Origin of the sequence: Alteracholeplasma palmae J233, from assembly GCF_000968055.1 — a bacterium.
Classification (GTDB): domain Bacteria; phylum Bacillota_I; class Bacilli_A; order Acholeplasmatales; family Acholeplasmataceae; genus Alteracholeplasma; species Alteracholeplasma palmae.
Window position 1 is genome coordinate 180,207 of sequence record NC_022538.1, and the last position, 25,224, is coordinate 205,430.

General features: G+C 29.0%; 29 protein-coding genes, 1 tRNA gene and 2 pseudogenes. 24 read left to right on the forward strand and 8 right to left on the reverse strand.

All coding sequences use genetic code 11. From position 1 onward, the window contains the following. Nucleotides 1-46 precede the first annotated feature (46 nt). Nucleotides 47-973 carry a lipoate--protein ligase gene (lplA, locus tag BN854_RS00825; protein ID WP_026654800.1) on the reverse strand — a complete coding sequence of 309 codons (927 nt, stop codon included), beginning with the start codon at nt 971-973 and terminating at the stop codon, nt 47-49. A 102-nt stretch (nt 974-1,075) separates the two neighbouring features. On the opposite strand from lplA, the gene BN854_RS07370 reads away from it, so the two are divergent. The 19 genes and pseudogenes from BN854_RS07370 to BN854_RS00915 all read left to right on the forward strand — a co-directional run bounded on the left by BN854_RS07370 (nt 1,076) and on the right by BN854_RS00915 (nt 18,871). Further along, on the forward strand, nt 1,076-1,990 hold the full coding sequence (locus BN854_RS07370; protein ID WP_026654809.1) for a diacylglycerol/lipid kinase family protein: 915 nt from the start codon (nt 1,076-1,078) through the stop codon (nt 1,988-1,990). A gap of 112 nt (nt 1,991-2,102) precedes the next feature. Next, nucleotides 2,103-2,435 carry a PadR family transcriptional regulator gene (locus BN854_RS00835; RefSeq protein WP_026654817.1) on the forward strand — a complete coding sequence of 111 codons (333 nt, stop codon included), beginning with the start codon at nt 2,103-2,105 and terminating at the stop codon, nt 2,433-2,435. Beyond that, a complete protein-coding gene (locus tag BN854_RS00840; RefSeq protein WP_026654827.1) occupies nt 2,435-3,379 on the forward strand; it encodes a permease prefix domain 1-containing protein in 945 nt (314 codons plus the stop codon). The genes BN854_RS00835 and BN854_RS00840 overlap by 1 nt, the downstream gene beginning before the upstream one ends. 2 nt (nt 3,380-3,381) lie before the next feature. Beyond that, a complete protein-coding gene (locus BN854_RS00845; protein ID WP_026654836.1) occupies nt 3,382-4,287 on the forward strand; it encodes an ABC transporter ATP-binding protein in 906 nt (301 codons plus the stop codon). Continuing rightward, nucleotides 4,280-5,158, forward strand: a complete 879-nt coding sequence (locus BN854_RS00850; protein ID WP_026654844.1) for an ABC transporter permease — start codon at nt 4,280-4,282, stop codon at nt 5,156-5,158. Before BN854_RS00845 ends, BN854_RS00850 begins: the two co-directional genes overlap by 8 nt. A 101-nt stretch (nt 5,159-5,259) precedes the next feature. Continuing rightward, on the forward strand, nt 5,260-6,201 hold the full coding sequence (locus BN854_RS00855; RefSeq protein ID WP_026654853.1) for a substrate-binding domain-containing protein: 942 nt from the start codon (nt 5,260-5,262) through the stop codon (nt 6,199-6,201). A 12-nt stretch (nt 6,202-6,213) separates the two neighbouring features. Beyond that, entirely contained in the window at nt 6,214-7,161 is a 948-nt protein-coding gene (gene pstC, locus BN854_RS00860) for a phosphate ABC transporter permease subunit PstC (RefSeq protein ID WP_026654860.1), read from the forward strand. After that, the gene (locus tag BN854_RS00865) at nt 7,151-8,665 is read left to right on the forward strand and encodes a PstA family ABC transporter permease (RefSeq protein WP_026654868.1); all 1,515 of its coding nucleotides are present in this window, start codon (nt 7,151-7,153) and stop codon (nt 8,663-8,665) included. Before pstC ends, BN854_RS00865 begins: the two co-directional genes overlap by 11 nt. Nucleotides 8,666-8,677: 12 nt before the next feature. Beyond that, entirely contained in the window at nt 8,678-9,433 is a 756-nt protein-coding gene (pstB, locus tag BN854_RS00870; RefSeq protein ID WP_026654876.1) for a phosphate ABC transporter ATP-binding protein PstB, read from the forward strand. A gap of 12 nt (nt 9,434-9,445) precedes the next feature. Beyond that, a complete protein-coding gene (gene phoU / locus BN854_RS00875) occupies nt 9,446-10,111 on the forward strand; it encodes a phosphate signaling complex protein PhoU (RefSeq protein ID WP_026654883.1) in 666 nt (221 codons plus the stop codon). A 74-nt stretch (nt 10,112-10,185) separates the two neighbouring features. Beyond that, nucleotides 10,186-10,443, forward strand: a pseudogene (locus BN854_RS08005) (response regulator transcription factor); the annotation flags it as partial. Between the two features lie 111 nt (nt 10,444-10,554). Continuing rightward, nucleotides 10,555-10,782, forward strand: a complete 228-nt coding sequence (locus BN854_RS08010; RefSeq protein ID WP_331707414.1) for a helix-turn-helix domain-containing protein — start codon at nt 10,555-10,557, stop codon at nt 10,780-10,782. Next, a complete protein-coding gene (locus BN854_RS00885) occupies nt 10,766-12,076 on the forward strand; it encodes a sensor histidine kinase (protein WP_045959665.1) in 1,311 nt (436 codons plus the stop codon). The genes BN854_RS08010 and BN854_RS00885 overlap by 17 nt, the downstream gene beginning before the upstream one ends. Before the next feature lie 197 nt (nt 12,077-12,273). Beyond that, on the forward strand, nt 12,274-14,562 hold the full coding sequence (locus BN854_RS00890; RefSeq protein ID WP_026654906.1) for an anaerobic ribonucleoside triphosphate reductase: 2,289 nt from the start codon (nt 12,274-12,276) through the stop codon (nt 14,560-14,562). Next, nucleotides 14,525-15,043: a 4Fe-4S single cluster domain-containing protein gene (locus BN854_RS00895; RefSeq protein WP_052692995.1), complete on the forward strand. Its 519-nt coding sequence runs from the start codon at nt 14,525-14,527 to the stop codon at nt 15,041-15,043. Before BN854_RS00890 ends, BN854_RS00895 begins: the two co-directional genes overlap by 38 nt. A gap of 11 nt (nt 15,044-15,054) precedes the next feature. Beyond that, on the forward strand, nt 15,055-15,423 hold the full coding sequence (gene nrdI / locus BN854_RS07955) for a class Ib ribonucleoside-diphosphate reductase assembly flavoprotein NrdI (protein ID WP_026654922.1): 369 nt from the start codon (nt 15,055-15,057) through the stop codon (nt 15,421-15,423). Nucleotides 15,424-15,426: 3 nt separating this feature from the next. Further along, a complete protein-coding gene (gene nrdE, locus BN854_RS00905) occupies nt 15,427-17,532 on the forward strand; it encodes a class 1b ribonucleoside-diphosphate reductase subunit alpha (protein ID WP_026654930.1) in 2,106 nt (701 codons plus the stop codon). 10 nt (nt 17,533-17,542) lie between these two features. Beyond that, nucleotides 17,543-18,601 carry a class 1b ribonucleoside-diphosphate reductase subunit beta gene (gene nrdF, locus BN854_RS00910; protein ID WP_026654937.1) on the forward strand — a complete coding sequence of 353 codons (1,059 nt, stop codon included), beginning with the start codon at nt 17,543-17,545 and terminating at the stop codon, nt 18,599-18,601. 9 nt (nt 18,602-18,610) lie between these two features. Then, nucleotides 18,611-18,871, forward strand: coding sequence for a glutaredoxin family protein (locus tag BN854_RS00915; RefSeq protein WP_026654945.1), 261 nt, complete (start codon nt 18,611-18,613; stop codon nt 18,869-18,871). 614 nt (nt 18,872-19,485) lie between these two features. Here the strand turns inward: BN854_RS00915 and BN854_RS08045 are convergent. After that, nucleotides 19,486-19,647, reverse strand: a pseudogene (locus BN854_RS08045) (recombinase zinc beta ribbon domain-containing protein); the annotation flags it as partial. A 19-nt stretch (nt 19,648-19,666) separates the two neighbouring features. After that, complete coding sequence (locus tag BN854_RS00920) at nt 19,667-20,212, reverse strand: recombinase family protein (RefSeq protein WP_026654952.1); 546 nt, start codon at nt 20,210-20,212, stop codon at nt 19,667-19,669. A gap of 328 nt (nt 20,213-20,540) precedes the next feature. On the opposite strand from BN854_RS00920, the gene BN854_RS07840 reads away from it, so the two are divergent. Beyond that, a complete protein-coding gene (locus tag BN854_RS07840; protein WP_157868334.1) occupies nt 20,541-20,708 on the forward strand; it encodes a hypothetical protein in 168 nt (55 codons plus the stop codon). A gap of 18 nt (nt 20,709-20,726) precedes the next feature. On the opposite strand, the gene BN854_RS00925 is transcribed toward BN854_RS07840, so the two are convergent. Next, a complete protein-coding gene (locus BN854_RS00925; protein ID WP_026654959.1) occupies nt 20,727-21,596 on the reverse strand; it encodes an SDH family Clp fold serine proteinase in 870 nt (289 codons plus the stop codon). Nucleotides 21,597-21,629: 33 nt separating this feature from the next. Further along, nucleotides 21,630-22,259: a helix-turn-helix domain-containing protein gene (locus tag BN854_RS00930; protein WP_026654968.1), complete on the reverse strand. Its 630-nt coding sequence runs from the start codon at nt 22,257-22,259 to the stop codon at nt 21,630-21,632. A 75-nt stretch (nt 22,260-22,334) separates the two neighbouring features. On the opposite strand from BN854_RS00930, the gene BN854_RS00935 reads away from it, so the two are divergent. The 4 genes from BN854_RS00935 to BN854_RS08055 all read left to right on the forward strand — a co-directional run bounded on the left by BN854_RS00935 (nt 22,335) and on the right by BN854_RS08055 (nt 23,929). Continuing rightward, entirely contained in the window at nt 22,335-22,520 is a 186-nt protein-coding gene (locus BN854_RS00935; protein ID WP_026654976.1) for a hypothetical protein, read from the forward strand. A 265-nt stretch (nt 22,521-22,785) separates the two neighbouring features. Beyond that, a complete protein-coding gene (locus tag BN854_RS00940) occupies nt 22,786-23,076 on the forward strand; it encodes a transposase (RefSeq protein ID WP_026654984.1) in 291 nt (96 codons plus the stop codon). 11 nt (nt 23,077-23,087) lie between these two features. Further along, nucleotides 23,088-23,753, forward strand: a complete 666-nt coding sequence (locus BN854_RS00945) for an IS3 family transposase (RefSeq protein ID WP_231854659.1) — start codon at nt 23,088-23,090, stop codon at nt 23,751-23,753. After that, nucleotides 23,753-23,929, forward strand: a complete 177-nt coding sequence (locus BN854_RS08055; protein WP_407921727.1) for an IS3 family transposase — start codon at nt 23,753-23,755, stop codon at nt 23,927-23,929. The genes BN854_RS00945 and BN854_RS08055 overlap by 1 nt, the downstream gene beginning before the upstream one ends. A 61-nt stretch (nt 23,930-23,990) precedes the next feature. Here the strand turns inward: BN854_RS08055 and BN854_RS00950 are convergent, their stop codons facing one another. The 3 genes from BN854_RS00950 to BN854_RS00960 form a co-directional block, all read right to left on the reverse strand. Further along, nucleotides 23,991-24,827: a hypothetical protein gene (locus tag BN854_RS00950; protein WP_162184455.1), complete on the reverse strand. Its 837-nt coding sequence runs from the start codon at nt 24,825-24,827 to the stop codon at nt 23,991-23,993. Beyond that, nucleotides 24,796-25,020 carry a helix-turn-helix transcriptional regulator gene (locus tag BN854_RS00955; protein ID WP_026655006.1) on the reverse strand — a complete coding sequence of 75 codons (225 nt, stop codon included), beginning with the start codon at nt 25,018-25,020 and terminating at the stop codon, nt 24,796-24,798. Before BN854_RS00955 ends, BN854_RS00950 begins: the two co-directional genes overlap by 32 nt. A 72-nt stretch (nt 25,021-25,092) precedes the next feature. After that, a tRNA-Trp gene (locus tag BN854_RS00960) sits at nt 25,093-25,167 on the reverse strand. Between the last annotated feature and the right edge of the window lie 57 nt (nt 25,168-25,224).

A 25,224-nucleotide genomic window follows, 5' to 3' on the forward strand; every position in this document is an offset into this window, starting at 1 on the left:
GTATAAAAAAAGAAAACTAGTCAAATAGTTTTCTTTTATATTATTATTAGCTAAATAAGCAATCATATACTTCAAGATGATTTTTTAAAATAGATTTTAATTCTCCTGGAATAAACTTTTTATTTAAAAGTAGTCTTTCTAATTCAGTATCTTCTATTTCGTTATTAAAGACTTTAACTTCAGTCATGATGCCATGCTCTATTTTGATTTCTGTTCTGTATGTATCATGTATTTTTTTTAAGACACAACGTGGAGATTCTGCATAGTTCCATTCCCAAGTTAAATACTTATCATTTTTTAGTAAGTTAATTTGTTCTATGACTGTATCAGATAAATGAAGCATTTTATTTTTATAATCAGAACCTAGAATAAATTCATATAAATAATTTTTAAGCTCAGTTAATGAAAATTCTGTATAATCACTAATATTAGTAACAGAAGAACGGTTAGACTTAACACTTACTGAATCAACGTCTTCCTTTTTTGGTCTTAATAAGCCATTTAGTAAAGAAAGGTCTGTCTTATATAAAAGAGTTCCATGATGTAACAAAAGATCTTTATAAACAAATTGAGCATTACCTGAAATTTTCAATTGATTAATTTTCAAGTCACTTTTACCTACAAGTTCAACTGGAATATTAATATTATTGAAAGCTTTAATAATATTTTTAGTCATAAGTTCATAATTATTAATATTGCCCTTGCTCTTTGTAATATAAGTATAATTTAGGTTTCCTAAATCATGATAAACAGTTCCACCACCAGAGATTCTTCTGATAAATGGAATCCCTTTTGAAATTGCTAAGTTAAGATTAATTTCTTCAAAAATATTTTGGTTTCTTCCTACAATTAAAGAAGGTTCATTTTGCCATAATAAAAAAATATCATCATTTAAATCTAAATTTTTTAATATATATTCTTCCAATGCTAAATTGAAATATGGATCTGTACTATTATTTTCTATAGTTATCATTTTATCACCAGTAATAGTTTAATATAAGATAGTAAAAATTGCAATTATTAAGGTTAATTGATATAATAAAAATAGCATAACTGTGCTAAAAGGGGAAATTTTATGAAAGCATTATTGATATATAATCCAGTAAGCGGAAAAGGTAATTCTGCTAAGAGATTAGATCATATTAAAAAATACTTTGAAAATGAAAAATGGACACTAGATATTCACGCCTCTAAGAGCGCAGAAGATATTATTGAAGTTTCTTATAATCATGCAAACATATATGAACTTTATTTAGTTTTAGGTGGCGATGGAACCATTAGTAATGTTGTCAATGGAATGATGAAAAGTGATATCAGACCTAAACTTCTAGTCTTACCAACAGGAACAGCAAATGATTTTGCCAGTATCTTGGGCATTAAAAAGAGTAAAATTGATGAAACACTTAACTTAATCAAAGAAGATTCCTATAGGAAAATGGATATCTATAAAGCTAATGATAAGTTTTTTACATATGCCGCAGCAATCGGTAAGTTCACTGATGTAAGTTATGATATAAAAAGAAGAACAGTTAAAAGATTTGGTCATTTTGCATATGTGTTAAAAGGATTAAGTGATATTTTAACTAAAGCAAAGTTTAATGTCAAAATTACTTTAGACGATAATACTACTTATGAAACAACAAGTTTCTTATTATTTGTTTTATCAGCTAGAAGAGTGGCAGGTTTTAATTTTAAAAAATTTGGAGATCATATCAAATTAAACGATGGTAAGCTAGAAATTGTAGTATTTAAAAGAAGACATTTTTTAAGTTGGATTAAGTTTACATTTGTTTACTTAAGAAAAGGAAAGATTTCTAAAAAGGATATTAGATTAAGCGTATCAAGTGCTAATGTAAATATAACACCCATCAATTATAAATGGAATTTAGATGGAGAATATGGGTTTGATGGATGTGCAAAACTATTAGTAGTAAATGAAGCGATTGAAGTTTATGCTACACCAAAAGCAATTAAAAAGTATTTTATTTAGAATGCATATGAACTATGCATTTTATTTTTTTATAAAAACTACTTTACTTGTCGTAGTAGTTGTGGTAAACTTTAACTACTACGACAGACAAGGTAGATTGGAAGTGAAAAAAATGATAAGTAGTGATAATATTCGTGGATATAACGATTTAATGATTTTATCACTTTTGGAGAAAGAAGATTCATATGCCTATTTACTTTCTAAGAAAATTAAAGAGATAACGAATGAAAAATATATTATCAAAGAAACAACCCTTTATTCAGCAATGACAAGATTAGAGAAAAATGAATTTATTAGTTCTTATTATCTAGATGTTCAAACAGGTGGATCTAAAAGGTCTTACTATAAAATTACTGCAGCAGGAAAAGAATACTTGAAAGAAAAAAAAGAAGAGTGGAAACTCGTTAAATATGTAGTGGACAAATTTACTTTGGAGGAAGAATGATGAATCAAACATTAAAAAGTTTTATTGATAATTTATTTATAGGTATTGATAGTGATGAAGTTTTAAAAATAAAAGAAGGCTTATACCAGTCTACAGAAGAAAAATATGAAGACTTATTAAGCGAAGGGCTTACTGAAAATGAAGCAATTGGAAAAGTGATTGCAGAATTTGGTGATTTAAAAGAAATACTTACAGAATTAAACATAGATAATAAGGTTTTAAATGATAAAGAAACTAAAGTAATTATAAAAACTGAATTTGAAAGAAAATATAAATCTATAAAAATAGCAGCACTTCTAATTGGCATAGCAACATTTTTAATCTTAACGGTTGTTGGAGTAGTAGCAACTATTAGTGAATTAAAAGAATTTTCATTAAAAGATTTAACTCAAATTTTAGTTTTAATTATAGGAATTATCCCATCTATCGGAATGTATATTTATGCAGGAATTAAACTGGAATCAGAAAAAAAACAAAAAAATGTTTTATATGTTCTAGCTGAAAATACCAAAGAAATAGTAAAAAAAGAAGTTTTAGATCATAAAAAGAAATTTGTTATGGCAATTATTTCAGGTGTATCATTATGTCTTATAGGAGTTGTACTATTTATATTAGGATCTGGTGAATTAGAAAATATATTTGCTGAACGTTCTATTTTCTATTTACTTGGCTTTATGTTGATTGGATTAGCTGTATTCTTATTTATTTACTTTGGAACGGTCAAAGAATTTTTAGATGACATAGAAAATCCAAGTAAAATAAAAGGGGATAAAAAAGATTCAATGGCAGAAAAAGTAAGTGGAGCAATCTTTATTTTCGCAACGATCATTTATTTAATGAGTGGGTTTATCTATAAAGCTTGGGGAACAATGTGGATAGTATATCCGATTTCCGGGCTTATTGTAGGAATTATTCATATATTCTTAGGAGAAGAAAAGGAGTAAAAATGAGACAAACAATTCTAGAGGTAAAAGATTTAACTAAAACGTATAAAGATGTTAAAGCAGTTGATAATATTAGTTTTACAGTGAAAAAAGGTAGTTTATTTGCATTTTTAGGACCTAATGGTGCTGGTAAATCTACAACTATTAAAATGATTACGACTTTATTAAAACCAGATAGTGGAATGTTTTTACTAAATGGTATTTCAGATGAAAATGAGATAAGAAATAAAATTGGTGTAGTGTTTCAAGAAAATGTTTTAGATGACTTTTTAACAGTGAAAGAAAATTTACTTGCTAGAGGGGCATTATATATTAAAGATAAAAAACAAGTTTTAGAAAGATATATGAACTTAAAAGAAAAATTTGAGTTAGAAGAAATTGAAAACAGAAGATTTAAAAATTTATCAGGTGGACAAAAAAGAAGAGTTGAAATTGCTCGTGCTTTATTCTCTAACCCCGAGATTCTTTTATTAGATGAACCAACAACTGGACTTGATCCTGAAACTAGACAACAAGTATGGAAAACATTAGATAAATTAAAAAATGATGAAGGCATCACAATCTTTCTAACTACTCACTATATGGAAGAAGCACAAGATGCTGATTATATAGTAATTATCAATAAAGGAACAATAGAGGTTTCTGGTACTCCATCTGAACTTAAAAGTAAGTATAGTCATGATAGAATTAAAATCGTTCCAAAAGATAAAGCCAGTTTAGAACAATATTTAAAAAGCATAGATACTGATTATAAGAAAATAGCAGATCAGTATATTATAAAAGTTAAGGATACAGAACAAGCACTTAACTATGTTACTGATATGAAAGAAAACATTAGTCAAATAGAAATTGTTAAAGGAACATTAGATGATGTCTTTGTTAATGTTATTGGTGAGCTAAATGTATAATATTTTTGAATTAACTAAAAGAAATATAAAAATATATTTAAGAGATAAAACGGCTGTATTCTTCTCGTTTTTATCAGTTATTATCATGTTATTGCTATATTTCTTATTTTTAAACAATATGTATACTCAAGGATTTGACGCTTTTGATATAACAGATAAACAAAAAACATTTTTAGCAACAAGCCAAATGATGGCTGGAATCTTAGTTATTAATACATTGACTTTATCATTAGGAATCATGGGAAATATGGTAAGTGATTTAGAACACCACAAAATAGATTCATTTTTAGTTACTCCAGTAAAAAGATATAAGATATTTTTAAGTTATTATTTATCTGCTGTAATTGTTACATTTGTTTTAACCTTAATTATGTGGATTCTAACGATTTTATATTTATTGGTGTCAACAGGCTATATTTATGATTTTTCTACTATTTTAGAAATTACGCTATTATTATTAGTTTATACATTCATATCTTCATCTATTATGGTTCTTTTAGTAAGTTTTATTAAAAGTGCAAATGCTTTTGGGGCAGTTTCTGGAGTCCTAGGAACGTTTGTTGGTTTTGTTTCAGGTATCTATATGCCTTTAGCAATCTTGCCAAAAGCAGTTAGTTATATATCCAGCCTGATTCCGTTTACGCATATGACAACATTGCTCAAACAAAAAATGTTAGAAAAACCATTTAGTTTGATTATAGATAAGATGAATCCTGAAGCAGTTTCTGAAATGAAAAATGCGTACGGAGTAAATGATATCGGTATTTTTGGACTTAATATTAGTTCTAGTGTATTAATTATTTGTTCAATTGGACTTTCTGTTATATTGTTTGGATTAACCATATATAGACTTTCAAAGAAGGATAAATAACGTTTTACCAAAACTTTACAAACAATTGACTTAAATATGATAGTTGCTAAGAACATAAATCTTTATAATAGGGATGTAATATGAAACCTAAGGAGAATTTTATGAAAAAAATCTTAGCAGCTTTTCTTTTATTATTAGGAATAATCACATTGACTGCTTGTACAGTTGAAGAACCATCAAATGGTGGTGGAGATAATGAAACACCTCCAACACAAACAGATTCAGAAATTCAAGGTTACACAAGAGATAGTTCATCAGGGACAAGAGAAGCGTTCTTTGATATTATAGGACTTCCAAAAACTCATTCAGAAACGACTGTAGCGAAAGTTCAAGAATCATCTTCAAATGGAGATATGATTAACAAGGTTAAAAATGATGTTAATGGTATTGGATATATTTCACTTTCATCATTAGATGGTAGTGGACTTAAAGGATTAAAATTCCAAGGCGTTGAAGCAACAGAAGATAATGTATTAAACAATACATATGAATTGAAAAGACCATTTAACTATATTACAAAAGTATCAGATGAATCAACAGAATCAAAATTAGTAGAAGCATTTATCGCATTTATCAACACACAAGAAGGTAAGAAAACAATCCAAGATAATGGTGGGATTGTAGAAATTAAGGCAAGTGATAAAAAATGGAGCGACATAAAGTCGGAATACACTATCACAACACAAGATAATTCAGCAATTACTATTAAGTTTGGTGGATCAACATCAGTTGAAAAAATAGCTAAAGCACTAAGTGGACAATTTAAAGCACTAGCAGGAAACTTCCAAGTAGAACATAATCATACTGGATCAGGAGATGCTTATAAGAGAACACAAGGATCAGAAAAAGATGGAGCTAATGCAGTTCATATCGGATTCTTATCAAGAAACTTTGGTTCAAGTGAAGCAAATAGAGCAGAAAATACATCAGGTATCTTAGCCTGGGATGCAGTAGTAGCTGTTGTTCATACTAATAATAAATTAACTAATATTAGTGCTTCAAACTTAAAAGCTATTTTCTCAGGAATTAGAAAGAATTGGTAAAGGTATATAATTATGCAAGAAGAACGATTGGCATTATTTAAGAAAAAAAAGAAAATTACGGATATCGTTGTTAGAAGTATTTTACTTCTAGCAACGATTATTTCCGCTTCTATAGTTATCTTAATTGTTATTCAAATTGCAAGCCGCGGACTACGTCCGTTTTTTGCGTTTTATGATTTTGATGGGCCTACAGGACTTATAAAAGTTAAGTTGAATTTCTTTGAATTTATTTCAGGCACACAGTATATACAACCAGTATATCAAATAGGGTTTATTATTATTAACACCATATTTACAGTAGCAATTGCAGTATTATTAGCAATACCAATAGCAGTACTAACATCGCTTTATATAGCTAAAATAGCACCTAAGTGGGCTTCTGTTTTACTTACAACAGTTGTTGAAATGCTAGCAGCTGTTCCATCTATTATTTATGGGATGTTTGGATCGGGTTTTATCGCCAAAGGCGTACAATCTTTTGCAAGACTATTTGGTCGAGAAATTGGGTTAAACTCACTTTTAACAACTATTTTAGTATTAATGATTATGGTTTTACCTACAATTACAATGATGAGCACTTTAGCTATTAAAAGTGTAAGTAAAGAAACAGAGCAAGGTTCACTTGCCTTAGGTGTGACTCCTACTAAGACATATTTTAAAGTTACAATTAAAGCTGCAAAATCAGGTATATTTGCAGGTATCATTTTAGCAATCGGAAGAGCATTAGGTGAGGCAACAGCAGTTTCTTTAGTATCTGGTAATACTGGAAAAGGACCTAATTTTGATTTATTTGGTCCAACTAGAACACTGACATCAACAATCTTAAGTGGATTAAAGGAAACTTCAGGATTTGATTATGATGTTAGATTTTCAATTGGACTAGTATTGATTGTGATCATTTTAGTTTCTAATATAGCGTTAAATTCAGTTAAAAAAAGGATGAGTAGATATGAAAAATAGAAAATTATATGATTACTTTGGTAAAACATTAGTCTATGGAGCATCATTAATATCTGTTGTTGTATTAACACTTATTCTATATTTTGTTTTTAGTAATGGATTACCACTGCTTAATTTTAAGATTATTACAGGAGATAATGAAGATGTTATTACTAGTTTAAAAACAGAAAAGTTAGATAAAGACTTACTAAAGGACATTGATTATGAGGGAGTTGGATCTAAGAGATATGGCATAGCCTTTAAAGAAGAAAATGGTATATTAAGAGTTACTTACATATCTAAAGAGTCACCTTTAAAAAATGTTAATATAGGAGACTATTTAATTGAAGGAAATTATGAACTTATAAATGATAAAAAGGAAATGATTCAATATAGTTTAGATATGGGAATTGAAGCTTTTATAGCCATTCTTGATAAGACTGTAGAAATTAAAAGTTTACCTGTAAATATATTAGGACAAAATAGTGTTGTAAAAACAAACTCTATTTTTAAAACATTTGATATAGAATCTAAAGGGTTTGTGTCTAAAAGATATGGGGTCTCTTTGATAGATGGAAAGAACTTAGAAGGTAGTAATATTATTTTAGTTGAAAAGATCCATCCGGATTCACCTTTTAAAACAACTTCTTTATATGATAGTGATACTAAAAGCCCGATAGAAGAAGGAGATGCATTTTATAATGCTGGTATCTTAATGTGGGATAATGAAGGTAATTTGATTAGATTTTCTATCAAAGATGGTGCAGAGAAAATGGCACAAGCTTTGGATAAGACAGTTGATATTACAATGTTGCCTGTTGTATTAACTGGTGGAGGCATTAGAGGCTCTATTATTACAACACTTTACCTGATAGGACTTACTCTTATGATTGCTTTACCAATTGGAGTCTTTACTGCAGTTTATTTACATGAAATGGCTCCACAAAATAAAATAACAGAATTACTAAGAAGCTTTGTGGATATGCTAACTGGGGTTCCGTCTATTATCTATGGTTTAATGGGAGCGGCATTATTTATTCCATTGTCTCAAAATATATTTGGTTCTAATGTGATAAAAGGAGCATCTTTGATTTCAGGGTCACTAACGCTTGCTGTAATTGTCTTGCCAGTTATCATCAAGTCAACAGAATCATCATTAGATGTTGTTCCTAAAGATTTTAAATTAGCATCACTTGCCCTAGGAGCTAATGAAACTCAAACAACATTTAAGGTGATGTTACCCAATGCTATACCAGGTATTTTATCTGCAGCCCTTCTTTCTATTGGGAGAATCATGGGAGAATCAGCCGCATTAATTTATGCAATAGGAACAGTCGTTAAAGATGAAGTATCTGTTTTTGGAAATGGAACATCACTTGCTGTTCACATTTGGAGTGCTATGCAAGGAGAATCGCCTAACTTTGCATTAGCGTCTACGATTTCAATTATTATTCTAATCGTTGTGTTAAGTTTAAATTTACTGGTTAAACTTATAACATTTAGATTAACTAAAAAATATCATTAAAAGGAGCCTTATATGAATGCAATTTTTGATATCAAACACATGGATTTATATTATGGAGAAAAACAAGCTTTAAAAGATATTAACTTATCCATTAAAGAAAAAGAAGTAACAGCTTTTATAGGACCTTCAGGATGCGGAAAATCAACCCTTCTAAGAAGTCTTAACAGAATGAATGATTTAATTACAGGTTGTAAAATCACAGGAGATATTGAATATAAAGAAAGAAATATTTATGATAAAAAATTTGATGTCATTGATTTGAGATCTAAAGTAGGAATGGTTTTTCAAAAGCCTAATCCTTTTCCAATGAGTATTTTTGATAATATAGCTTATGGCCCAAGATGCCATGGGATTAAAAATAAAGAACAATTAAAAGTGATTGTAGAAGAATCATTAAAACAAGCAGCATTATGGGAAGAAGTTAAGGATAGATTAAAAGATTCAGCTATGGCACTATCAGGTGGGCAACAACAAAGACTTTGCATTGCAAGAACGCTTGCGATGAAACCTGATGTTATTTTAATGGATGAACCGACATCAGCTTTAGACCCGATTGCGACTTTAAAGATTGAAGAACTTGTCATAGAACTTAAAAAAGATTATACTATTATTATAGTAACGCATAATATGCAACAAGCAGCGCGTATTTCTGATAAAACAGCCTTCTTTTATTTAGGCGAATTAGTAGAATATACAGATACAACCAAACTGTTTACAAACCCAGATAAAAAACAAACAGAAGATTATATTACAGGAAAATTCGGATAGGAGAATAGGTATATGCCAGCACTTAGAACAGGATTATTAGTAGCCGTTGAAGAAATTAAAACAGATGTTGTGACAATGGCTGATTTAGTTTTAAAACAAATTAAAGATTCTTTAGTAGCGTTTAAAGAAAATGATGTGAATAAGGCTCAAGTTATTATTGGACAAGATGATGCTGTTGATAAAATGGAAGAAGATATTGCTAAAAAAGCTCTTCGTATTATTTGGAAGGAACAACCCTTAGCTCAAGATTTAAGACTGGTTACAGGAATTTTAAAGCTGATTACTGATATAGAAAGAATTGGTGATCATGCTTGTGATATTGCAGAAATTACTTTACATCTTTCTAATATTCCAAATAAAAGAGTGATTCCAGTAATCACTGAGATGAGTCTTAAAAGTGAAGAAATGGTTTTACTAGCAATTGAAGCTCTTGTGACTCAAGACAAAGAAAAAGCAAATACAGTGATTGCTTTAGATGATAAGGTAGATGAACTATTTTCTAATATTATGAAAAAAATAGCTCAAGCATTAAAAGATGACGGTATTGATCAAGAATATGCACTATCATTATTAATGATTGCTAAATATATTGAACGTATTAGTGATCATGCAGTAAATATTGCAGAATGGATTATTTTTATTGTAACAGGAAACCATAAAACAACTGCATTATTTTAAGGAGGAATTATGATTGTTTACTTTTTAGAAGATGATGTATCTATTCACTATATTATTGAAAAACCTTACAACAAGCTAATTTAGAGTATAAAGGTTTTTACGAATCTCAAAAGTTATTAGATGAAATAGATCATAAGATGCCTGATATGTTTTTATTAGATATTATGTTGCCAGATATTTCAGGCATTGAAGTGATTAAGTATATTAGAAAAAAAAATAAAGAAGTACCTATCATGGTTGTCTCTGCTTTAAATAGTGAAATAGATAAAGTTAAGGCTCTAGATTTAGGAGCTGATGATTACTTGACTAAGCCTTTTGGCGTTTTAGAGTTAACCTCTAGAATTTATGCACATCTTAGAAGAGTAGAAAAATCCGAAACATATGAAAAAGGAAATTTAAGATTAGACATTGATAAACACGTTTGTTATATCAATGATACAGAGATTAAGTTAACTAATAAAGAATTTGATATTTTATTATTACTATTTAAAAATGATGGTAAAGTAGTTAAAAAAGAAGTTATTTTTGAAGAAGTGTGGCAAATTAAAAGTGATGTTGAAACAAGAACACTTGATATGCATATTAAATCATTAAGACAGAAAATAGAATCATCTAACATTCATATTAAAACAGTCAGAGGTGTTGGCTATCAAATTGAAGATAAAGATTAGTATTACACTTATTTTGTACCATTTAGTTATAGGGCTATTAATAGTCTTTTTTGGCTTTAACTCTGAAAAATGGTATTTAGCATTTATTATTTATTTGATAGGTGCGGGTATTATTATTTCCTATTTAGTTTTAGATGAAAGATATCTTAAGGCAAAACTTTTAAAAATATTAAAAAGAACTGCACAAATTGAAGATACAAAATTTGAAAAAGATGAACTCTTTCCAATGATTGAACAATTACTTATTCAACAACAACTCTCATCTAATAGTATTCTAACAACCTATAATGAGTATAAAAAACAAACAGAAACAATTTTAGAATATATTAGTAGAGGGCTTGCTATCTTAGACTATAGTGGAGATTTTATCTTTTTTAATAGTTATTTCAGTGACTTTTTAAAAGTAGATAAATCTCAAATATATAAAAATTATAAGATAGTTATTAGAGACTATGAATTAAAAAAAATGATTGAAAAAACCTATCAATCAAAGGAACAACAAACTAAAGATATTGAAATCAATCAAAAGCTCTTTCAAGTTAAAATTGTTTTACTAGCACAAGAAAAAAGAGAACAAATTTTAATCATCATTAGAGATTTAAATGATCATAAATTATTAGAAAATGTTAAAAGAGATTTTTTCTCTTATGCATCTCATGAATTAAAAACACCTATTACAGCTATTAAAGGCTATTCTGAATTAATTGAACACCAAATGGTTAATCCGGAAGAAGTGATTAAAATTTCAAAAGAAATTAATCATTTAACAGAAATTATGAATTTATTAGTAGAAGATATGTTAATGTTATCCAGATTAGAATATTCTAAAGACGGACTAAGAAAAGATATTTTTCTAAATGATATCTTAGAAGAAGTGATCAAACAACTTAAACCTCAAATGGAAGAAAAAAATATTATTTTAGAAATGGATTATGATAAAGTTGAATATTTTGCGGATCCAATTGATATGCTTAAATTGTTTAAAAACTTAATTGAAAATGCCATCAAGTATAACAAGAAAGATGGTAGTATTAAAATTAGTCTTAAAAGCGATGAAACTGGCGTCAGATTCATTGTAAAAGATTCTGGAATGGGGATTAAGGATGAGCACAAAGTAAGGGTTTTTGAACGATTTTACAGGGTAAGTCAAGGAAGAGAGATACTTGGAACAGGACTTGGACTTGCAATTGTGAAACATATTGTGCTTAATTATGATGGAAAAATTGTTTTAAATTCAGTAGTCAATGAGTATACAGAATTTATTATTTTGTTGCCTAAAACAATGAAAAAATAAGAAAGCATTTACATATATTTATAACTTGTTTTTAGTATTTAAATAAACTATAATGAGAATACTAAGAGGCAATAATGGATATGCCTGAATTGAATAAATGAAGACATAAAGAAACGTTTAGCATATTAAATCTGTAAGATAGGCAGAGCGTTTTTTTTGTACCCAAAAATGACCTAATGTAGGAGGAAAAAGGAAAAATGATTACTAAAATAAGAAAGCGTGATGGTAGAATCGTAAGATTCAACCAGGAGAAAATTATCTCAGCAATCCAAAAATCAATGGTTGCTTGTGGTATGTCAATTGAAGGGTCTGATAAAGTAACAAACGATGTGGTCGATGCTTTAAGTGAAAAATATGTTAATGTAGTACCTACAGTAGAAAATATTCAAGATGAAGTTGAGTTAGCTTTAATCCATAATGAATACGCAGAAGTAGCTAAATCTTATATTCTTTATAGAGAAGAAAGAAATAGAGTTAGAGATAAGAATACAAGATTGATGAAAACTTATCACGATATTACTTTTTCTAAGAGCAATGAAAGTGATTTAAAACGAGAAAATGCCAATATTAATAGCGATACAGCAATGGGGGCAATGTTAAAATACGGTAGTGAAGGAGCAAAAGAATTCTTTAAGATGTTTGTTTTAAATCCTAAACATGCTAAAGCTCATGAAGAAGGATTAATCCATATTCATGATTTAGATTTCTTAACACTTACTTTAACATGTTGCCAAATAGATTTAACAAAACTCTTTAAAGGTGGATTTATAACAGGTCATGGTTCAATAAGAGAACCTAAAGATATTAAGACTTATGCAGCCTTAGCGTGTATAGCAATTCAGTCTAACCAAAATGATCAACATGGTGGGCAAAGTGTAGCTAATTTTGATTATGATATGTCTGAAGGGGTTAGAAAGACTTATTATAAAAACTTTATTAAAAACTTAGAGAAGGCATTTGATTTTTATGAAGTTAAAAAAGATGCAAAAGAGTTTTTAGAATCTTTAGAAGTAAAGCCAAGTTTAGATAATGTTTCAGTGGATGCTGTTTTTATAGAAAAAATAAATCATCCTGAAGCTAATCATATTTTAAATTTTGTCAAAAAATATACAAAAGAAGAAACTATTAAAGATACGTATCAAGCAATGGAATCTTTAATTCATAATTTAAATACAATGCATTCTAGAGCAGGTGCTCAAGTTCCATTTAGTTCAATTAATTATGGTACAGATACTTCACCTGAAGGAAGATTAGTTGTAGAACAAATATTAAAAGCTACTCAAAGAGGTTTAGGAGAAGGAGAAACTCCAATTTTCCCAATTCAAATTTTTAAAGTTAAAGAAGGTGTTAACTTTAATCCAGAAGACCCTAATTACGATTTGTTTAAATTATCTATTGAAACATCAGCTAAAAGACTATTCCCTAACTTCTCATTTATAGATGCTCCATTTAATAAAGCATATTATAAAGAAGGAGATAGACATACAGAAGTTGCTTATATGGGATGTAGAACAAGAGTCATGGCTAATGTTTATGATAAAGATCAAGAAGTGGTTACTGGAAGAGGGAACTTAAGCTTTACAAGTATTAACTTACCAAGACTTGCTTTAACTAGTAAAAATATAGAAGAGTTTTACAAGAATTTAGATAACACATTAGATTTAGTGATTGAACAGTTATTAGAAAGATTTGATATTCAGAAAAAACTTCATGTTTATAATTTCCCATTCTTAATGGGACAAGGAGTTTGGAGAGATTCAGATAAATTAAAACCAACTGATACGATTGAAGAAGTAATTAAACATGGAACTTTAGCAGCTGGATTTATCGGCTTAGGAGAGACTTTAAAGACTCTTACAGGAAAACATCATGGTGAGTCAAAAGAATCTCAAAAACTAGGATTAGAAATTATTTCATTCATGCGTAAGAAGATGGATGATGCAGCAGAAAAATATAAGTTAAACTTCAGTTTGATCGCAACTCCAGCAGAAGGATTATCTGGAAGATTTGTTAAAATGGATAGAAAACGTTTTGGTAGTATAGAAGGTGTTACAAACCATGAGTTTTATACAAATTCATTCCACGTTCCAGTATATTATCCAATCACAGCATATGAAAAAATTGATATTGAAGCACCTTATCATGCACTAACTAATGGTGGACATATTAGTTATATTGAAGTAGATGGCGATCCTGCTAAAAATACTTTAGCTTTTGAAACAATTATTAGACATATGAAAGAAAAAGGAATCGGATATGGTTCAATTAATCACTCAGTTGATTATGACCCTGAATGTAAATACGTAGGAATTATTAACGAAGAATGTCCGAAATGTGGTAGAAAAGAAACACCAGATAGACCATTTGAAAGAATCAGAAGAATTACAGGGTACTTAGTAGGTACACTGGATAGATTTAATAACGCTAAGAGAAAAGAAGTGGAAGAACGTGTTAAACACTTTAGATCAGAAGATAAGATTAGCTGATATTATTGATGAATCGATTGTCGATGGTCCTGGGATTAGATTTGTTATTTTCACACAAGGATGTTTAAAACGTTGTTTTATGTGTCATAATGAAAAGACTCAGCCACTTGATAAAGGATCAGTCTATGAGTTAGATGATATTGTCGCAAGATGGAGAAAAAATCCTTTACTTAAGGGAATTACCTTAAGTGGAGGAGAACCTTTTTTACAACCTAAGGCTTGTTTATACTTAGCTAAAAAAGCCTTAGAAGATAACTTAGATATCTTCATATATAGTGGTTATTATTATGAAGAGTTAAGACAAGTAGATAACCCATACGTTCAAGAATTGTTGGATATATCAACTTATTTGGTGGATGGACCGTTTGAACATAAAATTAAGAATTTGAACTTACTATTTAGAGGAAGTGCAAATCAAAGAATTATATGTTTACAAGAAACTAAAAAAGAAAATAAGTTAGTTTTATATAATGAAAACTAAAAGGAGTAAAGATGATTATTGTATATGATAGTTTAACAGGACAATCTAAAAGATTTGCTAGTCATTTAGGCTTTCAATCAATAAGCATTAAAGACTACAAAGAGTCTAATGATATGGTATTCTTACTTACAAGGAGTATAAACTTTGGAGATATTCCTAAAACAACAGTAGAATTTTTAGATAAATATTCAAATAAAGTGATAGGTGTTGCAGTCTCAGGAAATAGAAACTGGGGCGAAAACTATGGTAAAGCTGGAGAAAAAATAGAAGCAAACTATCATTTGCCACTGGTTTTAAAATACGAAGGATCTGGATTCTTAGAAGACAGACAGTATGTTAAAGATTGGATTTATAATTATTTAACCCAAAAGGAGATGTGACAAATGGAACAAAGAAAAGATATTATCCCAGAATGGATAGTTTTAAATAGCCAGGTAGTTGATGAAACTGGTGCGATTAAAAGCTTAGATAAAGATAAGGAAGCAGCTAGATCATATTTTTTAAATGAAGTGAATAAAAAGACTCAGTTCTTTCATTCATTAGAAGAAAAATTAGATTATTTAGTCGCTCAAAACTATTATGAAGCAGAGTTTTTAAGTAGATATACAATGGATCAAATCAGAGAAATATATGACATTGCTTATCGTAAGAAATTTAGATTCCCAACATACATGGGAGCATTTAAGTTCTATAATGATTATGCTTTAAAATCAAGAGATGGTAAAGTCTTTTTAGAAAGATATGAAGATAGACTATCTATTAATGCTTTATATCATGCAAATGGTGATTTTGAGATGGCTAAAAGAATTATTACTTCTTTAATTAATCAAGATTTTACACCAGCAACACCTACATTACTTAATACAGGTAAAAAATTTAGAGGAGAATTTGTTTCATGTTTCTTATTAGAAGGTGGAGACTCTCTAAATGATATTTCAAGAATTTCTGAATTTTCAATGCAACTTTCAAAAATTGGAGGAGGCGTTTCTATTAACCTGACTAACTTAAGAGCAAAAGGAGAATCTATTAAAGGTATTCCAAACGTTTCAAAAGGGGTTGTTGGGGTTGCTAAATTATTAGATAATAACTTTAGATACGCTGATCAAATGGGACAAAGAACAGGTGCTGGAGCAGTTTACTTAAACGTCTTCCACGCTGATATTGAAGATTTTTTAAATACTAAGAAGCTAAACGCAGATGATGATATTAGAATTAAGACTTTATCTATGGGAGTTGTTGTTCCTGACAAGATGATTGAATTAGCACGTGAAGATAAAGATATGTATTTATTCTATCCACATACTGTATTTTTAGAATATGGTAAGAACTTTGCGGATGTTTCAATTGAAATGGATAAATGGTATGATATCTTAGTTGATAATCCAAAGGTTAGAAAACGTAAGATTAATCCTAGAAAGTTACTTGATATGATTGCCCAACTTCAAGGTGAAAGTGGTTATCCATATATTATGTTCTCTGATAATGTTAACAAAGAGAATATGTTAGATTTACCAGTTAAATTCTCAAATCTATGTACTGAAATATTACAACCTACAATTACATCTTCTTATGCTGATTATAATGAACATGAAAAAGATCAATTAGGAATGGATGTTTCTTGTAATCTAGCTTCAGGTCATATGGGAAATATGATTAAAAATAATACAATTAAAGAAACAGTTTTTGCCGCAATGGATGTGATGAACTCAGTTTCTAATAATACAGATATCAAATATGTGCCAGCGGTTGCTAAAGCTAATAAATTAAATAGAAGTGTTGGTTTTGGTATTATGGGACATCATGGATATATTGCAGAAAACTATATTTTATTTGGAAGCGATGAAGATATTGATTTAATCGATGTATTCTTTAATGCAGTGAATTATTATAGTTTAGTACATTCAAATGAAATGGCTAAAAAAACAAAACAAAAGTTTTATAGATTTGAAAAATCTAAATATGCTGATGGTACTTACTTTGATAAACGTGGTGAAGTTTTACCTAAAACAGATAAAGTAAAAGAATTATTTAAAGATATTTATCTTCCTACAGAAAAAGACTGGGCTGACTTAAAAGAAAGTGTTATGGAATATGGTTTATATAACTCTCACCGTTTAGCAGTAGCTCCAAATGGATCGATAGGCTATGTAATGAGTGCTACACCATCCTTAACACCAGTCAAACAATTAGTTGAAGAAAGAACATACGGAAACTCTAAAACTTATTATCCTATGCCAGCTTTAGATACAGCAGATTTTATGTATGAAACAGCCTACAAAATTGATAAATATAGATTAATAGATGTTATCGCAACAGCTCAAAAACACGTTGATCAAGGTATTTCATTTGAATTAGGGATTACTTCAGATATCACAACAAGAGAGCTTCAAAAATACTATTTATATGCTCATTATCAAGGAATTAAAACACTGTATTACACAAGAACGCAAAAATTAAAAGTAGAAGAATGCGAAGCATGCGCAGTATAGGAGAACAATAATGGCAGTTAAAAATGAATTAAAAGCTTTAAAGTATCAAGGGGCAAACTGGAATCAACCAGATGATGAATATACTCAGTTTTTCTATGAACAAAACTTAAGCCAATTTTGGCGTCCAGAAGATATCAGTATGCAATCAGATTTAAATGTATGGAATGTTTTACCAAATGAAGTAAAACTTGCTTACGCTAGAAATTTATTAGTATTAACGTTTTTAGATACATACCAAGGTGATATTGGGATGCCTGTTGTATCAAGAGCAATCGATGAAGAATTTCATCAAAGAAAAGCAGTTTTAAACTTTATGGCCGCTATGGAAAATGCAGTACATGCTAAAAGCTATTCTAATATTTTTATGACATATATGCAAACAGGTGAAATTGATGAACTCTTTAAATGGGGAGAAAATCAAAAAAATCTTCAAAACATCATGGAAAAAATAGTTGGTGCCTATAAAGAATTAGATAAAGAAAACTATATTAAAAAATATGATACTAAAAAATATAATGCAAAAAGATTTAACGAAGTTGCATGGAAAGCTATGGCAGCTAGTGTCTTTTTAGAAACTTGGTTATTCTATAGTGGTTTTTACTATCCATTATTCTTTTATGGACAAGGAAAATTAATGCAAGCAGGAGAAATCATTAACTTAATTATTAGAGATGAAAGTATTCATGGTGTATATGTAGGAAGATTAGCTCAAGAGTTATATGAAACATTTGATAATAATAAACAAGAAGAGTTATCACAATGGTTACATGAACTTCTAGATAGTTTATATAAAGAACAATCTGAACTTGTTCATGAAGTTTATGGTGAAGTTGATTTAGCACATGATGTAAATATATTTGTTAGATATAATGCTAATAAGGCTTTAATGAATTTAGGCTTTGATCCGTATTTCCCACAAGAAGAAGTCAATCCTGTTGTTTTAAACGGTTTAAACACTGAAACTAAGACAATGGATAACTTCTCAATGAAAGGCAATGGGTATCAAAAAATGAAGTCTGAAGCCTTAAAAGATACAGACTTTATATTTGAAAGACCTAAAATTAAATAGGAGGATTTTATGTCAGTTATAATGATAACTAAGGATAATTGTCCACAATGTAATAAATTAAAAATGTTTTTAAAGTTAGCTTTAAATAATAAGTATGAAAAAGATATCTTAATAGTTAACAGAGAAACAAATACGAAGGAATATGAAGAATTAACGAGTAAATACCAAGTCTTAACATTACCTGCTATGATTGCAGGTGATGAAGTCTTAACTAAGACTGAACCATCTAACGTTGTTAATTTTTTAGAAAAGCACATAGGTAAAAAGTAAATAAGTAGCCCCACTTTAAAAAAGTGGGGTATTTTTTATGGATTAAGATGCTTACAATGTTCTTTTTATGATAAAAAAAGAACTTCAATTAAGAAGTTCTCTCTTTTAGCAATTTAAATTGCTTTTTTAGAAAAATTAAGTAAAACTAAAATCATCATGTTTCCATGTACTTAAACATAGAAATGGCGAGCAGTTAGATATTAAATCCAAACTACTTAAAGCCCTAAGGACTCTCTTTTAATTACTTGCTTTAACTGATGAAATAACTGTCTTTATATAGTCGTTTTCTTTATAAACTACCATTATCACGGTGTAACCAGGACAACTTCGTTTATCTCATCGCTTTTCATACCCTCTCATATTTTACCAAACATGAATTCTGAATAGGTTATTTCAATAAACAGATGCTTAATGCTTTCGCTTTTTATTTTGCTTTCTACAGTAAGGAGTTTGTTTTGAAGTTTGGGTAAATTGCTTTGTAGAGCTTAGAAAAAGCACCTTGTTTGATTAGCTTTTAACATTTTAATTACAGTGTTATCTTTTAAACCCTTGTTATAGGCTTCCACAACAGTATTTAAAATAGGTTTTAAGGCATTTCTATTTTGAATCTAACATCAACTAACAACTAAGTCTTCTATAAATGATTTTTTAATAGGTTTCTGTACGCACTTATTGGTTCTTTTAGAATTGTTACAATAATAATAGAAATATATGTCTTTAGTTTTACTTGTTTTAGAAGTCCCACCCATATTTCTACGACATTTAACACAAACAAATTTATCACTTAGATTATATTTAGTTTTTGTGTTTGAATGCTTTTTTAAATTTTAAACATATTTTTTTTATAATAGGCGATAATATTTGATAATCTACGCCATCAACAGTTTTAATTACTAGATATGATTTATTTTTTAAAATATGATAAATTTGACTAACTTTAAAACGTGTCTTGTCTTTATTTAGGATATGATCTGAATTAAGGCTATCAGTTATTTCTTTTGCTTTTCTACCACCTAAATATTCATCATATATCCTTTTAACCACATTCGCTTCTAATTCATTTATAGCGTATTTTTTATCTACCAAGTCATAACCATAGGTTATTCTTCCTCCAATAGACTGTCCTTGCTTTATAAGTCTTTTCTGGGCATCTTTAACAACCATAGACAAACGCCGTGAAAAGTTAGCATTTTGCCAACGCTTAAATGCTTTCATCAAAGTTCTATTTGATTCATCCTCTGGAATTTGCTCAGTTGCTGAAATTAACTTAACTCTATTTTGCAATAAAGAGAATTTATAGTTTATGCCATCACGTACATTTCTTGAAAAACAATTAAACATATAAAAAAATAACGATATAGAAAATACCTAACGCGCTATCTGCTATCATTTTTTGAAATGCAGTTTTTAATCTTTAGTAGTAGTAGTGGTATAATCTGAATAGATATCCATGACTACCATATTATTATTTTTAACGTACTTTTCGTATCATTCGATTTGAGTTTCAATCTTTCTTTAATTTTGACCAGCACTCGAATATCTAGCATATATGACTGCTTTAAGTGCCATTTTTAGTCCCCTTGTATTAATTTTGTTACAATTTAATTGTATTAGTTTCTATTTTATGGTATTATTCATTTATATTAACATAAACTAAGGTGGTATAAAAATGTCAAACAAAGATATTACTAAAGAAGAAATGCTAGAATTAGTAAAGGATTTGGGACCGTCCGGTACAAGTAGTGAGTGTTTTTTTATTTTTAATGAGAACAGAAAAACTGTGTATAACCCAAATGTTGAGGGAAACGGAAAAATTGTTTACAGTAATAAACTATAAAAGCCTTACGGCTTTTTTTTATCTATTAGTATAAACAACGTTTTTGTGGTTCATTATAATTTTAGAAAAACCATTAAGCATCGTAAATAAATGATGTATAGATAAGACTAAGTCTTGTAGCATATCATCACTTTCAAGTGGTGTAATTTTTAAACCCAAATTTTTGCAATAATTCACACTCAAATGCTTTGAGTGTGATTTTTTATTTGTATTAAGTGCAGAAACTATTTTATTTATAAATATTGTCTTTTCTTTGTTTTGTGGCATGTCAGAAAACATATAATTTTTTAACCATTCTTTCACTAATTCTCCAGATAATTCTATTGCATCGTTCACTATATGTATGAAAGCGGCAGGGTATTTATTAAGTTGTTCTCTCCAAAAAGTTATAGTGTTAGGATCTTCCTTGAGTTCTTTTTTTGCCAGTTCAAATTCTTTTTTAATATTAAAGGCAGGGACACCGTTGAACTGTGGATCAACAGGACCAAGCGAAGAATGCTTAGCCATGATAATTTCTTTCGATGCACATGCGAGCATAGTTCCTGCAGACATAGCCATGTGAGGTACAATTACACGTATATCGTTATTAAACTTGCTATGTAAGTACTCTACAATTGACTCTGTTGCATTCGGATCTCCACCTGGTGTATGCAGCATAATATCTAATCCTTTACTACAGTCAAGACCGTGAACTGCAGTAGTTATACCGATCATGTCATTATCTACAATTGATGTATTATTTGATTGAAGTGATAAGAAACCAGAAAAATAAACTATTAAATTTCTTCCTGTAGTATCGTGATACTTAGTTAGATATTCTTTGATTTTGATTGCTGGATCTGTACCGACCATTATTGTTTGATTTGCTAATTCTGACCAATTTGGCATGTTATGTTTTCTCCTATTATTATTTAGTATTGATTAAAATTTCTTTCTTGATTCTACAACTTTACCTAGTATTTCAACATTCTTTTTTGAAATTTGTTCTTTCGTGTAAAACAGTGCTTCATATGATCCGTTTAACGGCTGTAAAGTTACCCCATCATCTCTTATAATTATTTTCTTACAAGTAGATTCATCTCCGTTTACTTTAACAATAGCAATATCGCCTGAGTTGACATTTTTTTGTTTATGTACGATTAAAATATCGCCATCTTCTATTTTAGGAAACATAGAATCACCTTTTGCACGAACGCCAAAGTATTCGCCTTTTTTTCTCAATGATTCAGGTAGTAATTCATATCCAATGACATCATCTGTTTGCTCGGTTGGATTGCCACAAGATACGGATTTAAAGACAGGTGTTTCGTATGAGTCTTTGTCAAGAATAGTTGTTGATTCTTCATCATCTTTTAAAAGATCAGAAGTAGTCAAACTAAAGTAGTTGGCTAATTTTGACATTGCTTCAGCTCTAGGATATTTAACTCCATTTGTCCATGAAACAAAAGTTGTTAAAGGTATATCTAATTCACCTGCTATATCTGTTCTTTGCTTACCTGTTCTAAGTATTAGTTTATTTATATTCTTCTTGAAAATTTCTCTAGTATTCATAATAAACACCTCACTTTAAATATTATACACTAAAAGTACATTGAAATTTATAAAAAGATACTTTTAGTGTTTTTGATGTACCTAAAGTGTGGTAGAACACAAAGCAGTCTAAAGGAGATTAAAAAATTAAAAAATACACTAAAGAAACATAGAGATGCAGACTTTAAAAAATATAAAAGAACAGAAGATTTTTCAAAATATTACATAGATAAAATTATGAATATTATAGATAATAAATACTTAGAAAGCAAAGATAAATAAGAATGAATACTAACGATAGAAAACAAATCATGACTGAATTTAAATTAAGAACAGAAGCTAGAGTCAGAAGGCTGCCTAATAGAAAAATATATTCATTATTACAATGATGAACGTATCACTGTAAAGCTAAAAAAAAGGACTGACTCCTATGATATGATCCCCTTAAAGTAGATACACCAAATAATTAATTTTTGGATGTTATACAATTAAGTAGACACAAAAATAAGAGGATACTGATAATATTTTAATAAAGAGGTGTTTACGTATGAGAGGAAGATATTCAAGAGAATTTAAATTACAAGCAGTTAAATTAGTCATTGATGAAGGCTTATTTGTAAAAGAGGTTTCAAAACAACTGGAAATAGATTACAACAATCTATATCGTTGGATTGGTGAATATGAAAAACATGGTGAGCATGCATTTCCAGGTAGTGGGAGTAGAGATTTTATATATCAAAATCAAATAAGACAATTAGACATTGAAAATGAACAGTTAAAAGATGAATTAGAAATATTAAAAAAGTTCAAAGCCTTCCTCAAGAGAATCCCAAAATAATATATGATTTTATAAAAAATCATGCAAATGCATATAAAGTTAGATTTTTGTGTAAAATTTTAAAAGTTTCACGTAGTGGTTATTATAAGCATATCAGTAAAACAAAAAGCAAACGTGACATTGAAAATGAGATACTTACTGAATATATTACGAAAATATTCACTAACCATAAGTCTAGATATGGTGCAAAAAGACTTAAAGTAGTTCTATTAAATGATCATGGACTTACACTTAGTGTAAAAAGAATAACTAGATTAATGAGAAAAGCTGGACTTTATACCAAAGGAACAAATTATAAGTTAAAATATAAAAAACATATATCAGATGTAAAAACAAGAAATCTAGTGAACCAAATCTTTGAAACTGACAAGAAAAACCAGGTTTGGTTTGGAGAGATAACTTATATTCTTACAAATGAAGGAAATATGTACCTGTCAGTATTTATTCATCTATATACTAGAAAAATCGTTGGTTACAGTCTAAGTGACAACATGAAAGCAAGCATGGTCATAGATAGTCTTATATCGGCAATAGCCAAAAAAAAGCCTAATTCAGGACTTATTGTTCATTCAGATCAGGGTAGTCAATATTTATCTTATGACTTCTTAAAAGTTATTCGTGATAACAACCAATATCAAGTCGTAGTAATAAAGGAAATCCATATGATAACGCACTAATAGAATCGTTTTTCAAAACATTTAAAAGAGAAGTTTTACCAAAAAGGCATTTCAAAACTAAGGCTATAGCTAGGTTGGAAATACTCAATTACTTAGAGGTTTATTACAATAAAAAAAGGCATCATTCATCACTAGGATACATGACGCCTTTACAGTTTGAATTATCTAATTCTTGAATCCTCTTAACGATATGTCCACTTTATGGTTGACATTCCATTAATTAATTATTTCCACTGTCTACTTGACAGGGACATGTTCATTTTTGGGTTCTTTTTTGTGTATGCCATCAATTTCTTTTTTAAAATCAGAGTTCCTTTTTTGTAAATAAAACTCTAAAAATAAACTATAAATATTATCATACAGTTTTTCTCTATCTTGGTATGAGGTTATAAAGGCTTTAATTGCTTTATCAACTTTTGCTTCAGAAGTATGGCGTATGCCATTATTCATGATTTTTTTTATAGCATTCCAAACAGCACCACTATCTGAAAAATCATGTTCAAAGTGAATATAGATTTCTTTTAATAGGTACTCTTTTCTTTCTAAACTAGTATTATAAATTTCATATTCTAATAATAACAAGAGTAAATCTTTTGGTGTTGTAGAAATTAGAAGTTCAATTACTGCATTTTTTCTTCTTATATAATAGACTTCAATAGAATCTTTATTCTTTTGTATAGTAGCTTCATAATTTAAATATGAAAGAACTGTGAGTATCCTATTTACATAAGGACTATAGTCAAGATATCTTACGGAGGGGCTAATTAGACGACTATTTGTAATGAATAAAATACAATTTAATACTACATCAGCCTTTTGTATATAACTGTCAGTTTTTCTATACTTCATATCGAAAAATTCTATATATGAAATATAGAAACTACGTAAGGGAAAATCATTAAAATATGTATTATTAACGTAATTCATAATTTTATTAAGATTAATTGAGCAAAGATTATCTAGGATAGTTATCTCTTGTAAAATATCAAAATCAAATTTTTCTTCTCTATCAGCAAGAGAAATGTAGTTGTTATCATCCATTCTATTCATCCCACTCCTTTGTACTTGTTTCATAAATACCACGCCATCCTAAAAGTTCATTCGGTGAACACTTATATAATTCACATAGTTTTAATATTTGATTAGCGTTTAATATTGATTTACCTGTTTCATGTAAAGAGTATTGAGTTTGTGTAATGCCTAAAAAGTTAGCAACATCTGTTTGTGTCAATTTTAATTTTGCTCGTAATTCTTTAAGATTATTCATAAAACACTCCTTTTATGAGTTTAACTCGTATATTGTTGTAAAAAAATAGACTGATTATACAGCCATATATTTTGGCAGGGATATCAGGATTCGAACCCGAACTAACGGTTTTGGAGACCGCTGTGCTACCGTTGACACCATATCCCTAACTGCTTAACTAGTATAGCATATTTAAAGTATCAATTTCAACCACAAAAAGAAAAA

Excerpts from the sequence above, each read along its gene's own strand:
- lplA (WP_026654800.1), bottom strand. The coding sequence starts at position 973 with ATGATAACTATAGAAAATAATAGTACAGATCCATATTTCAATTTAGCA.
- BN854_RS07370 (WP_026654809.1), top strand. The coding sequence starts at position 1,076 with ATGAAAGCATTATTGATATATAATCCAGTAAGCGGAAAAGGTAATTCT.
- BN854_RS00835 (WP_026654817.1), top strand. The coding sequence starts at position 2,103 with ATGATAAGTAGTGATAATATTCGTGGATATAACGATTTAATGATTTTA.
- BN854_RS00840 (WP_026654827.1), top strand. The coding sequence starts at position 2,435 with ATGAATCAAACATTAAAAAGTTTTATTGATAATTTATTTATAGGTATT.
- BN854_RS00845 (WP_026654836.1), top strand. The coding sequence starts at position 3,382 with ATGAGACAAACAATTCTAGAGGTAAAAGATTTAACTAAAACGTATAAA.
- BN854_RS00850 (WP_026654844.1), top strand. The coding sequence starts at position 4,280 with ATGTATAATATTTTTGAATTAACTAAAAGAAATATAAAAATATATTTA.
- BN854_RS00855 (WP_026654853.1), top strand. The coding sequence starts at position 5,260 with ATGAAAAAAATCTTAGCAGCTTTTCTTTTATTATTAGGAATAATCACA.
- pstC (WP_026654860.1), top strand. The coding sequence starts at position 6,214 with ATGCAAGAAGAACGATTGGCATTATTTAAGAAAAAAAAGAAAATTACG.
- BN854_RS00865 (WP_026654868.1), top strand. The coding sequence starts at position 7,151 with ATGAAAAATAGAAAATTATATGATTACTTTGGTAAAACATTAGTCTAT.
- pstB (WP_026654876.1), top strand. The coding sequence starts at position 8,678 with ATGAATGCAATTTTTGATATCAAACACATGGATTTATATTATGGAGAA.
- phoU (WP_026654883.1), top strand. The coding sequence starts at position 9,446 with ATGCCAGCACTTAGAACAGGATTATTAGTAGCCGTTGAAGAAATTAAA.
- BN854_RS00890 (WP_026654906.1), top strand. The coding sequence starts at position 12,274 with ATGATTACTAAAATAAGAAAGCGTGATGGTAGAATCGTAAGATTCAAC.
- nrdI (WP_026654922.1), top strand. The coding sequence starts at position 15,055 with ATGATTATTGTATATGATAGTTTAACAGGACAATCTAAAAGATTTGCT.
- nrdE (WP_026654930.1), top strand. The coding sequence starts at position 15,427 with ATGGAACAAAGAAAAGATATTATCCCAGAATGGATAGTTTTAAATAGC.
- nrdF (WP_026654937.1), top strand. The coding sequence starts at position 17,543 with ATGGCAGTTAAAAATGAATTAAAAGCTTTAAAGTATCAAGGGGCAAAC.
- BN854_RS00915 (WP_026654945.1), top strand. The coding sequence starts at position 18,611 with ATGTCAGTTATAATGATAACTAAGGATAATTGTCCACAATGTAATAAA.
- BN854_RS00920 (WP_026654952.1), bottom strand. The coding sequence starts at position 20,212 with ATGTTTAATTGTTTTTCAAGAAATGTACGTGATGGCATAAACTATAAA.
- BN854_RS07840 (WP_157868334.1), top strand. The coding sequence starts at position 20,541 with ATGTCAAACAAAGATATTACTAAAGAAGAAATGCTAGAATTAGTAAAG.
- BN854_RS00925 (WP_026654959.1), bottom strand. The coding sequence starts at position 21,596 with ATGCCAAATTGGTCAGAATTAGCAAATCAAACAATAATGGTCGGTACA.
- BN854_RS00930 (WP_026654968.1), bottom strand. The coding sequence starts at position 22,259 with ATGAATACTAGAGAAATTTTCAAGAAGAATATAAATAAACTAATACTT.
- BN854_RS00935 (WP_026654976.1), top strand. The coding sequence starts at position 22,335 with ATGTACCTAAAGTGTGGTAGAACACAAAGCAGTCTAAAGGAGATTAAA.
- BN854_RS00940 (WP_026654984.1), top strand. The coding sequence starts at position 22,786 with ATGAGAGGAAGATATTCAAGAGAATTTAAATTACAAGCAGTTAAATTA.
- BN854_RS00950 (WP_162184455.1), bottom strand. The coding sequence starts at position 24,827 with ATGAAACAAGTACAAAGGAGTGGGATGAATAGAATGGATGATAACAAC.
- BN854_RS00955 (WP_026655006.1), bottom strand. The coding sequence starts at position 25,020 with ATGAATAATCTTAAAGAATTACGAGCAAAATTAAAATTGACACAAACA.